General features: G+C 68.6%; 9 protein-coding genes. 2 read left to right on the top strand and 7 right to left on the bottom strand.

Features of this window, described 5'->3' with window-relative positions:
- The first annotated feature begins 1 nt into the window (after window position 1).
- Window positions 2-2,074 carry a peptidoglycan -binding protein gene (locus K1T73_RS14585; RefSeq protein WP_220601398.1) on the top strand — a complete coding sequence of 691 codons (2,073 nt, stop codon included), beginning with the start codon at window positions 2-4 and terminating at the stop codon, window positions 2,072-2,074.
- 155 nt (window positions 2,075-2,229) lie between these two features.
- Window positions 2,230-3,603, top strand: coding sequence for a lytic murein transglycosylase (locus K1T73_RS14580; RefSeq protein ID WP_220601397.1), 1,374 nt, complete (start codon window positions 2,230-2,232; stop codon window positions 3,601-3,603).
- Between the two features lie 23 nt (window positions 3,604-3,626).
- Here K1T73_RS14580 and K1T73_RS14575 read toward each other — a convergent pair whose 3' ends face one another.
- From K1T73_RS14575 to K1T73_RS14545, 7 genes are all read right to left on the bottom strand, one after another.
- Complete coding sequence (locus tag K1T73_RS14575) at window positions 3,627-5,579, bottom strand: FAD-dependent oxidoreductase (protein ID WP_220601396.1); 1,953 nt, start codon at window positions 5,577-5,579, stop codon at window positions 3,627-3,629.
- An 82-nt stretch (window positions 5,580-5,661) separates the two neighbouring features.
- The gene (locus K1T73_RS14570; protein WP_220601395.1) at window positions 5,662-6,156 is read right to left on the bottom strand and encodes a hypothetical protein; all 495 of its coding nucleotides are present in this window, start codon (window positions 6,154-6,156) and stop codon (window positions 5,662-5,664) included.
- Window positions 6,153-6,635: an RNA pyrophosphohydrolase gene (locus tag K1T73_RS14565; RefSeq protein ID WP_220601394.1), complete on the bottom strand. Its 483-nt coding sequence runs from the start codon at window positions 6,633-6,635 to the stop codon at window positions 6,153-6,155. Before K1T73_RS14565 ends, K1T73_RS14570 begins: the two co-directional genes overlap by 4 nt.
- 333 nt (window positions 6,636-6,968) lie before the next feature.
- The gene (locus K1T73_RS14560; protein ID WP_220601393.1) at window positions 6,969-8,312 is read right to left on the bottom strand and encodes a S41 family peptidase; all 1,344 of its coding nucleotides are present in this window, start codon (window positions 8,310-8,312) and stop codon (window positions 6,969-6,971) included.
- A 7-nt stretch (window positions 8,313-8,319) separates the two neighbouring features.
- Window positions 8,320-9,462: a murein hydrolase activator EnvC gene (locus tag K1T73_RS14555; RefSeq protein WP_220601392.1), complete on the bottom strand. Its 1,143-nt coding sequence runs from the start codon at window positions 9,460-9,462 to the stop codon at window positions 8,320-8,322.
- A complete protein-coding gene (gene gpmI, locus K1T73_RS14550) occupies window positions 9,459-10,976 on the bottom strand; it encodes a 2,3-bisphosphoglycerate-independent phosphoglycerate mutase (RefSeq protein WP_220601391.1) in 1,518 nt (505 codons plus the stop codon). The genes K1T73_RS14555 and gpmI overlap by 4 nt, the downstream gene beginning before the upstream one ends.
- Before the next feature lie 87 nt (window positions 10,977-11,063).
- Complete coding sequence (locus K1T73_RS14545; protein WP_220601390.1) at window positions 11,064-11,678, bottom strand: GNAT family N-acetyltransferase; 615 nt, start codon at window positions 11,676-11,678, stop codon at window positions 11,064-11,066.
- Window positions 11,679-11,733 lie beyond the last annotated feature (55 nt).

Here is an 11,733-nt window from a genome sequence, read left to right as displayed (position 1 = left end):
GATGGCGCTTTCCCGCAGGACAGGACAGCGGTTCCAGGCCTCGATCTGGCCGGGTTTCGTCGACGCGATGACCGGGCTGCTTCTTGTGCTGATGTTCGTGCTCACGATCTTCATGGTGGTGCAGTTCGTCCTGCGCGAGACGATCAGCGGGCAGGCGAGCAAGCTCGATGAGCTTGGCGCGGAGATCGCCGCGCTGAGCCGGGCGCTGGGCCTGGAGCAGGATCGCAATGCCACGCTGACCGAGCGGGTGGGCGCGCTGACCACCACGCTGAGCGATGCGCGGGAGAGGCAGGAGCAGCAGGCCGAACGGATCGCCGCGCTGGAGGGCGAGCGGGATGCGCAGGCCGAGGCGCTCGCGGCCGCGTCGTCTCGGATCGCGAGCTTCGAGGAGCAGGTGGCGAGCCTTCTGGCGGAGCGGGAGGGCAATCTCGGCACCATCGCCGACCTCGAGAGCCAGCGCGAGACGCTCCTGAGCGAGCAGGAACAGCTTCAACTGGCATTGGCGGGCCTTCGCGACGAGGTGGATGCGCAGGCCGAGGCCGCGCGGCTCGCCGCCGCGAAGCGAGAGGCGCTGGAGGCGCTAATTGCCGACTTGCGCGCCGGCTCGGAGGAAGCGGAGAAGGCCGAGGCGGCCCTTGGTGCGCGGGTCGAGGCGCTCGAGGCCGAGTTGAGCGAGGAGGAGGCCGCGCGGCTTGCCGAGGCGGCCGCCGCGGAGGCGCTGCGCGACAAGCTGGCCAACGCGCAAAGCGAGTTGACCGCGATGACCCTCGCGCTCGAGGAGGAACGCAAGCGCGCCGAGGAAACGCTGACGCTTCTGGCGGCGGCGGAGACGGCGCGCGACGATCTGGACGACCGGCTTCTGGCCGCGCTGCTGGCGAGCGAGGAACGCGAGGAGCGGATCGCGGCGCTGCAAGCCGATCTCGAGGCGGCGGGCGCGCGTGTCGAAACGCTCGAGGAGGCGAGCAAGGGGCGCGATGAACTGGCGCAACAGTTGCAGGCGACGCTCGATGCCGTGGAGGAACGCGACGCCACCATCGCGGCGCTCCGCGCGCAGTTGAGCGATGTCGAGAGCGCCAATGCCGAGACGCTGGATGACAAGGCGGCGCTTGAGGCCGAGATCGCCGCGCTGCGCAAGGCACTGGCCGACCGCGAGGACGAGATGGCCGCGCTGAGGTCACGCCTCGCCGAGGCGGTGGCGTCGGCCGAGGAACTGAGCATGACCGAGGAGGAGGTGCGTGCCGCGCTCAAGGCGGCGCTGGCCGCCAAGGTTGCCGCCGAGCAGGAGGCCGAAACCCGTCTGAGCGAGGCCGAGGAACGCGCCGTGCTGCTGGCCAAGGCGCGCGAGACACTGGCCGAGCAGGAGGCCATGACCGAGGAGGCCCGGCGCGAACAGGCGCTCCTGAACCAGCAGGTGAAGGCGCTGCGCGAGCAATTGGGCGAGTTGCAGGCGCTCCTGGACGATGCCGCCGCACGGGAGGCCACGTCGGACATCCAGCTTCAGTCGCTGGGCAAGGATCTCAACGTGGCGCTGGCGCGGCTGGCCGCCGAGGAGAAGCGCAGGCGCGAATTGCAGGAGGAGAAGGCCGCCCTTCTGGAGGAACAGGCGAAGGACCTCGAGAAGTATCGCTCGGAATTCTTCGGACGGCTGCGTGACCTTCTCGGGACACAGGAAGGCATTCGCATCGAGGGCGACCGGTTCGTCTTTTCCTCGGAGGTGCTGTTCCCGCCGGGGCAGGCCACGCTGTCCAGCGAAGGCAAGAACGAGATCGCCAAGGTGGCCGAGATACTGCGCAACGTGGCCGACGAGATCCCACCCGAGATCGACTGGGTCATCCGTGTGGACGGGCATACCGACGACGTGCCGATCCGCAGTTCGAGCCAGTTCGCCGATAACTGGGAGCTGAGCCAGGCGCGGGCGCTTTCGGTGGTGCGCTACATGATCGACTTCCTGGGTATTCCGCCCGACAGGCTGGCGGCGAACGGGTTCGGCGAGCACCAGCCGGTGAACCCCGGCGACAGCCCCGAGGCGCGGGCGCAGAACCGGCGGATCGAGTTGAAATTCACCGAGAAATAGGAAGCGCCGCGCGGGTTTCGAACCCGGGAAAGAACCGCGCCGGACCAGGGAGATAGGCGATTGTCTGCGCGCGGGGGGCGCAACACACTTTCGATTTTCGGCGTCTCGCGCTACGATCGGGACAGAGGAAAAAGGTCACAGGGAAGGGCCAGAGCATGACACGCAAACGCAAGATCGGCGCCATGATGGGCGCAATACTGGGCTGCAGCGCGCCCGCGCTCGCGGAGGCCACCACGGCGTCCGCGATCGAGACATCGCTGCGCCCCATCGCGCGGCCCGCACAGGCAGGTGACGCGCAGGAGGTGAGCCGTGGCGCGGTGACGCTCGTCTCGCTCGGCGGGGTGCGGCCCGTGCTGCGCCCGGAGGATGCGGTGCAGCCCGGCGCCGCCATCGAGGCCTCGGTCAGTCATCCGGGATTTGCCAACTGGATCAGGGGGTTCCGCGGCCGCGCGCTGGCCGCCGGTGTCTCGGCGCGAACCTTCGACCGGGCGTTCCAGGGCGTGCAATACAACCCGGACGTCGTGAAGAAGGACCGCAACCAGGCGGAATTCAAGAAGGAAATCTGGGAATATCTCGACTTTGCCGTGTCGGATAGCCGGGTCTCGAACGGGCGCAAGATGATGCGTGCGCATGGCCGCACGCTTCAGCGGATCGAGGCGCATTACGGCGTCGATGCGGAGGTCGTGGCGGCGATCTGGGGGATGGAAAGCGCCTATGGCGCGCGGCGGGGCGACATGCCCCTGATCAGCTCGCTTGCGACGCTGGCCTATGACGGGCGGCGCGGGCGGTTCTTCGAGAAACAGCTCATCGCCGCGCTCAAGATCATCCAGTCGGGCGACGTGGCGCCGAACCGGATGACCGGCTCCTGGGCCGGGGCCATGGGTCACACGCAGTTCATCCCGACATCCTACGAAGCCTATGCCGTTGATTTCACGGGCGACGGCAGGCGTGACATCTGGTCGGACGATCCTACCGATGCGCTGGCCTCGACGGCGGCCTATCTCAAGCGGTTCGGCTGGCGCAAGGGGCATCCGTGGGGCGTGGAAGTGCGCCTTCCGCGCGGGTTCAATGCCGCGCGGGCAAGCCGGAGCCTGAAACAGAACCCCGCCGCCTGGGCCGCCGAGGGCGTGGTGGGCATCGACGGGCGGCCGGTGCCGAACTATGGCCCCGGCTCGATCCTGCTGCCTGCCGGGCCGCAGGGCGCGGCCTTCATGATCTTCCACAATTTCGGGGTGATCGAGCGTTACAACAAGGCCGATGCCTACGTGATCGGGGTGGGGCATCTTGCCGACCGGATCAGGGGTGGACCGCCGATCCAGGCAAGCTGGCCGCGGCAATACGAGTCGACCTCGGAGCGGGAGAAGAAGGAGATCCAGCTTCTCCTGAAGCGCAAGGGGTTCGCGATCAGCGCGGTGGACGGGGTGGTCGGCCCCGAGACCACCAACGCGATCGTGGCCTATCAGAAGGCGCGGGGCCTTGCGACCGACGGCTATCCTTCGAAGCAGCTTCTGAGCGATTTGCGGCGCTAAGTAGCTGACGGGGTTGCGGTTTTCTAGACCGCGACGCCTGCGCGGAGGCCGTCGAGCACGGCCTCCTCGGCGGTGCGGGGGGCCATGCAATCGCCGATGCCCGTCACCTCGAACGCCGCGCCGTCGAGCGTATCGAGAAGCGCGGTGGACGCCGCCTGTCCATGCGCGGTGACGAGGGTGTCGATACCTTCGAATATCATCGGCTCTTCGCTTGCAAGGTGTTGAAGATAAACGGTATCTCCGTCCGCACCGTAGAGGCGGGCATAGGGCACGACCTTGACCCCGAGCCGCGCCACGCGGGCAAGCATCGTGTCGCGCACGTAGGATTGCAGGGCTTCGCCTGCCATGGTGCCGGTAACGGCGAGGGTGACGGAGCGGCCCTCGGCGGCGAGTTTCTCGGCAAGGCCGAGCCCCGTCCAGTCGCCGCGCCAGTCGGAGATGAGCACCGCGCCGCCCACATTGGCCTCGCCCCGAAGCACCTGCCACGGGTCGAGAAGGTGGACGTCATCGGAAATCTCGGCCACGGGGCGGCGGGGGGTGCCGCCGGTGGCGATGATGACCGCGTCGGGCGCCATGTCCGCGAGACTGTCGTGCGTGGCCTCGGTCTTCAGATGCACGTCGACGCCGGCATTCTCCATCTCGCGGGCGAGATTGGTGACGATGCCGCCGAACTCGGCCCGCCCGGGGAGAAGCTGCGCGAGGAGAGCCTGGCCGCCGAGCTGCTTCCCGCGCTCGAGAAGCGTGACCTGATGGCCGCGGGACGCGGCGATGGCGGCGGCCTTCATGCCGGCCGGCCCGCCGCCCACCACGACGACGCGGCGGGACGTGTCGGCGGGCGGTATCTCGGCATAAGCGAGTTCGCGCCCGGTTTCGGGATGCTGGATGCAGGAGATCGGCACGCCCTTGTGGAAATGACCGATACAGGCCTGGTTGCAGCCGATGCAGGCGCGGATGTCGTCGAGCCGTTCCTCGCGGGTCTTGAGGGGCATGGCCGGATCGCAGATCATCGCGCGGGTCATGCCGCAAAGATCGGCCTCGCCGCGTTCGAGCGCGGCCTCGGCCTCCTGCGGCTGGTTGATACGGCCGGTGAGGATGACGGGCAGATCGACCGCCTCCTTGACGCGGGTGGAGAAGCTCTTGGGGTAGCCCGGTTCGAAATACATGGGCGGCGCGATATGGACCGAGCCCGCGATCGTGGCCGATGTGCCGGCGGCGACCGAGACGTAATCGAGATGCGGCGCGGCCCGCGTGACGACCTCGAGCACCTCGGACGGCTCGCAGCCCGTGTCGTCATGTTCCTCGCCGGTGATGCGCAGGCCGACGACGAAGCCCGCGCCCGTGGCGTCGCGGACGGCTTCGAGCACCTCGAGCAGGAAGCGCGCGCGGTCGGCGAGGTCGCCGCCATACTCGTCCTCGCGCAGATTGACCTCGGGGTTGAGGAACTGCGCGGGAAGATACCCGTGGCTCGCCACGATCTCGACCCCGTCGAGCCCGGCCTCCTCCATCCGGCGGGCGGCCTGGGCATAACCTTGCACGAACTCGTGAATCATTCCCTTCGGCAGCGCGCGCGGGATGGTGTGGAACCGCTCGCTCGGGACCGCGGAGGGGGCGTAGGCCACGGGAAGCGTGCCGTCCGCCGTCTCCATGATCTCGCGCCCCGGGTGGAAGAGCTGTGCGACGATGCGCGCGCCGTGGTCGTGCACTTGGCTGGCAAGGCGGCGGAAGCCGGGGATGCAGTCGTCATCGGTGCCCATGAGGACATGGCTGGTATAGCGGGCGGTTTCATGGATGCCCGTGACCTGGCTCACGATCAGGCCGACGCCGCCGCGGGCCCGCGCGGCGTGATAGGCGATGAGCGCATCGCTGACATGGCCGTCATGTGCGAGCACGGTGTCGTGACCGGTCGAGACGATGCGGTTGCGTAGCTCCATCCCACCGATCGTGAGGGGCGACATCAGGCGGCGGTGCTGGCTCATGCTTGCGGTATCCTTGCGCGACAAGTCGTAACGGAAGGTTAACCAGAGGCGCGCGCGAAGGTGAAGCGGCGGCCCCCGGTTTTCAGCGCGGAAATTCGGGCTTGCAGGGGCCGCCGGTGAAACAGGTCTTCACCGTCTCGAGCTGCTGCGCCGTGGGCTCTCCGAAAAGGTCGCCGCCGCAGGGGTCGGCCGCCAGATCGTAGGAGCCGTCGGCGTCGCGGGCCAGGAAGGCCAGGTACTGCACGCCCGAGCGCGGCTGGGCGCACCAGGGGCCGAAACATTGCGCGTCGAGCGTGACCGGCGCGGAGAAGTCGCGCGTGAAGCCGTCCTTGCCCAGCGATTTGCCGGTGATGCGCGCGGGGATGCGGGTGTGCGGCGGGGTGGCCTGCTGGTTCGACATGTCGACCTCGGGGAGGCGTGACTCATCGAAGGTGAGCCGTCCGTGAACGACGATATAGACCGCCTCGGCCTCGTCGGCGCGCTGGAACACCTGCGCCACGTCGTGGGGCATGCAGGAGAGCGCGAGCGCGGGGCCGGGGGCGAGAAGGGCCAGGAGGCAAAGGGTCTTGCGGATCATAGGAGGTCTCCGAACTCATCGAGGACGCGGGCATAGACCTCGCGCTTGAAGGGAACGATCGCCTCGACGAGATGTTCCGGGGCGAGCCATTTCCACTGCGAGAACTCGGGTGTCTCGGTCGCGATGTCGATATCCGCGTCGGTGCCCCGGAAGCGCAGCAGGAACCATGTCTGCTCCTGCCCGCGGTACCGGCCTTTCCAGAGTTTGCCCGCGAGATCGGGGGGCAGGTCGTAGCGCACCGGTTCGCGCGTCCGAGCTTCGATATCGACGAGATGGGGCGCGACGCCCGTTTCCTCGTGCAGCTCGCGCAGGGCGGCGTCGCGGGGGCTTTCGCCGGGATCGATGCCGCCCTGGGGCATCTGCCAGGCGGGGCCGGGATTGTCGATGCGCTGGCCGACGAAGACGCGGCCCTCGGGATTGGCGAGCATGACGCCGACGCAGGGGCGGTACGGCAGGCGGGCGATGTCGTCGGTGGTCATGTTCATCCCTTGGGACCAAGTGTTTTGCCAAGGAAATAAGGCCTTCGCGCCGGATGATCCAGTGCGTTCGCGCGTGAAAGGGGTTAACGCGCCGCGCGGCGAACGCGGCGGGGGTGCGGCGAATCGGGGGTTAACGCCCATCGAACAAGGGATTTCCGACGTCGGTATCCACGTCGGTATCCATGTCGGTACCGCGTCGGTGCAAATCGCATGACATGCGGAAGGTTAACCGGGCGTGCGGAGGGAACGGACCGGGCACGCACACGAAAAGGGCCGCCGGGATCGGACGATCCGGGCGGCCCCGAGGTGACGGTTGGCGGAAAATCCGCCGTGTCAGTTCTGCTCGCTCTTGAGAGCGGCGAGACCGCGCAGCACGTCGATGGCATAGGCGAGCTGGTAGTCCTCGTCGCGCAGCTTGGCGGCTTCCTCGGCGCGGGCGCGGTCCTCCTCGATCTGGCGGATCTCGTCCTCGGAGAGGCTGTCATTGTCGAGACTGCCGCGCAGGTCGGATTCGGAGCGTGACGGGCCCAGGGGGCTCGCGTTCTCGTCTTCCTCGGTGTCCTCCTCGGTGCGGCGGGGCTGCGGGACGAGGATGTCGGGCGAGACGCCGAGCGCCTGGATCGAGCGGCCCGAGGGCGTGTAGTAGCGCGCGGTCGTCAGGCGCATCGCACCGTCACCCCGCAGCGGCATCACGGTCTGAACCGAACCCTTGCCGAAGCTCTTGGTGCCGACGACCACGGCGCGACGATGATCCTGAAGCGCACCGGCGACGATCTCGGAGGCCGAGGCCGAGCCGCCGTTGATCAGCACGACGATGGGCTTGCCCTGGGAGAGGTCGCCCTCGGTCGCGTTGAACCGCTCACCGTCCTGCGGGTCGCGGCCACGGGTCGAGACGATCTCGCCCGCGTCGAGGAAGGCGTCGGCGACCTTGATCGCCTGGGTGAGGAGCCCGCCGGGATTGTTGCGCAGGTCGAGCACCAGCCCGTTCACCTTGTCCCAGCCGCCGGCGGCCTCGACCTGTTCCTTGAGCCCCTCCTCGAGATTGGGGAAGGTGTTGTCGTTGAAGGTGGTCACGCGAAGCACGACGGTGTTCTGTTCGGTGCGGGCGCGCACGGCGGTCAGTTCGATCGTGTCGCGGATGATCGAGACATCGAACGGCTCTTCGCCCTCGCGCACGACGGTGATCACGATCTCGCTACCGACCGGGCCGCGCATCAGGTCCACCGCCTCGTTCAGGGTGAGGCCGAGGACCGATTCGCCGTCCACATGGGTGATGAAATCGCCCGCCTCGATGCCCGCGTTGTCGGCGGGGGTGCCGTCGATGGGGGACACGACCTTGACGAAGCCTTCCTCCTGCGTGACCTCGATCCCGAGACCGCCGAATTCGCCGCGCGTCTGTTCCTGCATCTGGGCCGCGTCCTCGGGGGGGAGGTAGCCGGAATGCGGATCGAGCGAGGTGAGCATGCCGTTGATCGCGGCCTCGATCAGTTCGGCCTCGTCCACCTCCTCGACATATTGCACGCGGATGCGTTCGAAGATGTCGCCGAAAAGATCGAGTTGTTCATAGACATTGGTGCTCTTCTCGGCCTCCTGGGCCAGAAGCGGCGCGGCCACCTGCGTGGTCACCACGACGCCCGCCAGGGTTCCGGCCGCGGCCGCCATCAGGAATTTCTTCATCGCTCACTCATCCTTTGTCTGTTCTGAACCAGGTTTCGGGATCCACCGGCTCGTTCTGTTCGCGCACTTCAATATAGAGCGTTTCCGACCAATCCGACCCCGCCTTGTCCGCGTCACCCGGAAGGATGCCATCGGCATCGGCCCCGTCGCCACCCATGAGGCCGACCGGGCTTCCGCCGGGCAGAACTTCGCCCGTCTCACCATAAACCACATCAAGCCCGGCGAACACCAGCAGAAGGCCCGCCTGCGGTTCAAGAATGGCCACGTTTCCGTAATCGAGCAGCGGCCCGGAATAGCGCAGGGTGGCGGCGGTGGGGGTCGTCACGAGCGCGTTGGGCGGCGTGGCCATGATGAGACCGGGGCGGGTGATGCCCGCCGCGTCGGCCTCGCCCGCGCGGCGCAGGATGCGACCCTCCACCGGAAGCGGCAGGGTGCCCTTTCGGTCGGAGATGTCGGGGAGCGAGCCGGGGGCCTCGTCGACGGCGATCTCGCTCAGGCCAGAGGCGAAACCCTCGAGCGATTCGGTGGCCGCGATCAGCAGCGCCGTGCGCGTCGCGTCCTCGGTGAAGCGCCGGGGCAGGTCGGTGCGGTCGGCGATGGCCTGGCTCAGCTCGACGCGGGCGGTCTGCGCGCCCTTGAGCCCGTCGCGGAGTGTCTGGGCGGCGCTTTCCTGGAGGGCACGCAGCACGGCGAGGTCCGACAGCCGCGACCGCAGCGCCTCGATCTCGGCGTTGAGCGCGGGCGTGACGTCGGAGAGGATGAGCCCCGAGCGCGCCGTGCCGAGCGGCCCGGAAGGGTGCAGGAGCAGCACAGGGGAGGGGGCGCTGTCCATGGATTGCAATATCCCCAGGAGCTGCGCGATCTCGGCCTCGGAGGCGGTGAGTTCACGTGTCAGCGCCTCTTCGCGGATGGCGGCGCGGCGCAGGCCGTCGCGCATGGCGGTGAGCCCGTCCTCGTAGGCGCGCACCGTCTCGGTCAGGGCCCTGACGCGGTTGCGGGCGCCCTCGGCCTCGTCCAGCGACCGGGACGCGGCCTCGAGCGCCTGCGCCGCGCGGCGGGCGGCCTCGGCGGCATCGAGCGGCGTGTCGGCGCTGCCTGGGCCTGCCCCGATCCCGAGCACGAGCGCGGTTATGAGCGCGCGCACCGTCATGCGAGCAGGCTGATCCCCGTCATCTCGGGCGGCTGGTCGAGGCCCATGAGTTCGAGCACCGTGGGTGCGAGATCGGCGAGGCGCCCGTTGCGCAGGCGCGCATCCCCGGGACCGCCGACGAGGATCACCGGCACGGGGTTCGTGGTGTGCGCCGTGTGCGGTTTTCCCGTCTCGGGATCGACCATCACCTCGCAATTCCCGTGATCGGCGGTGACGATCATCGCGCCGCCCGCCTTTTCGAGCGCGGCCACCACGCGGCCCAGCCCCGCGTCCACCGCCTCGCAGGCCGCGATGGCGGCGTCGAGGTCGCCGGTGTGACCGACCATGTCGGGGTTCGCGTAGTTCACCACGATGAAGTCGTAGCCCTCGCCGATGGCGGCGACAAGGTGATCCGTCACCTCGCCCGCCGACATCTCGGGGGCGAGATCGTAGGTCGCGACCCTGGGGGAGGGGGCCATGTGCCGCGCCTCGCCCTTCTCGGGGCGTTCGCGCCCGCCGTTGAGGAAGAAGGTGACATGGGGATACTTCTCGGTCTCGGCTACGTGGAACTGCCGCAGGCTCTTGGCGGCGATCCATTGCGAGAGCGTGTTCTCGGGCGCCTCGTCGGGAAAGATGCAATCCATGTAGGCCGTGTGGCGGCGCGAATACTCGGTGAAGCCCGACACGATGGCGAAGCGGGGCCGGGGGCCGGTTTCGAAATCCGAGAAGTCGGGGTCCGCGAAGGCGGCGAGGATCTCGCGCGCGCGGTCGGCGCGGAAGTTGAGGCAGAGGATGCCGTCGCCGTCCTTCATCCCGGCGTAGTCGCCCAGCACGCGCGGCTTGATGAATTCGTCGGTGCGCCCCTTGCCGTAGGCGTGGGCGATGGCCTCGGAGGCCGTGGCGGCGGTGTAGCCGCGCGCGTTGGCGAGCGCCTCGAAGGCGAGGCTGACCCGGTCCCAGCGGTTGTCGCGGTCCATGGCGTAGTAGCGGCCCGAGACGGTGGCGATGAAGGCACCGGCCGGCAGGGCGGTGCGAAGTTCCTCGAGATAGGTTTCCGCCGACACCTGCGCCACGTCGCGCCCGTCGGTGAAGGCGTGGATCGCCACGGGAATGCCGTGGGCGGTGAGTGCCTCTGCGGTGGCGATCATGTGGTCGATATGGCTGTGCACCCCGCCATCGGACAGCACGCCCAGCACATGCGCCGTCCCGCCCGACGCCTTCAGCGCCTCGACGAAGCGCAGGATGCCCGGCAGCGAGCCGAAGGCGCCGGTCTCGATGGCGCGGTCGATGCGGCGCAAATCCATTTCGACCACGCGGCCGGCGCCGATGTTCATGTGGCCGACCTCGGAATTGCCCATCTGCCCCGCCGGCAGGCCCACGTCATGCCCGTGGGTGAGCAGCGTCGCGTTGGGGCAGGTGGCCATGAGCCGGTCCATGGTGGGCGTGCGCGCGAGGTAGGGGGCGTTGGCCTCGGTCTCGGGAGACAGACCCCAGCCGTCGAGAATGCACAATACGACCGGTTTGGGGGATGTCATGCGCGATTCCTGCCTCGTGGTTTGCGGGGGTTCTACCGCGTCGCGCGGGCAGGGTGAACCGCGTTATCGGTAACGCCGCCCCGGCACCTAGCCGTAGGAGGGCGGCAGCGGCGGCATGCTGCCCGGAACGGCGCGGAAGGCCAGGCGGATCCGGCCCAGGATATCCGACGCCCTGTCGCGCCAGCGCGCGCGGCGCGTGAGGCGCGGCGTGGTGAGCGAGGCGGCGACGATGTCGGCGTCCATCTCGAGCCGCGCGGCATGATTGCGGGCGAGGCGGAGCATCCGGTCATTCTCGCGCAGGCAGACGAGCAGCACGCGCGTGACGCCCCACGCGCAGGCGGCCGTGATGGCGCGTTGCAGCAGGCGGTCGCCGATACCGTGGTTCTGATAGTCGGGCTCGACCGAGAAGGCGGCTTCGGCGGTGGGGGGGGTGGTGGTCTCGATCAGGCAGAGTTCGGCCACGGCGCGAAGGCGCCCGTCGGCATAGGCGCCGTAGAGGCGGGCGGGCCCCTTCATCACCTCGCGCACATGGCGCGCGACCGCGTCGTCGCTCATCGGCGCGCCAAAGCGGAGGCGGCGGTTTTCGGCGTCGAGGCGAAGGAAGTGGCCCAGTATCTCGGGGCGGTCGCTTGGCCAGAGGCGGCGGATCTCGGCGCGGGCGAGATCCTGGTCGAGGATCGAATGTTGGGGAACGTCCTGCATGTCCTGCTCCTTTTATAGGGGTAGATAAGCCCTTGTAAGAGCGAAAGAAAGGCCT

It is taken from the genome of Roseovarius sp. SCSIO 43702, from assembly GCF_019599045.1.
Lineage (GTDB): Bacteria > Pseudomonadota > Alphaproteobacteria > Rhodobacterales > Rhodobacteraceae > Roseovarius.
The sequence above is the reverse complement of the archived record's forward strand: the minus strand, read 5'-3'. Positions and strand labels throughout refer to the sequence as shown.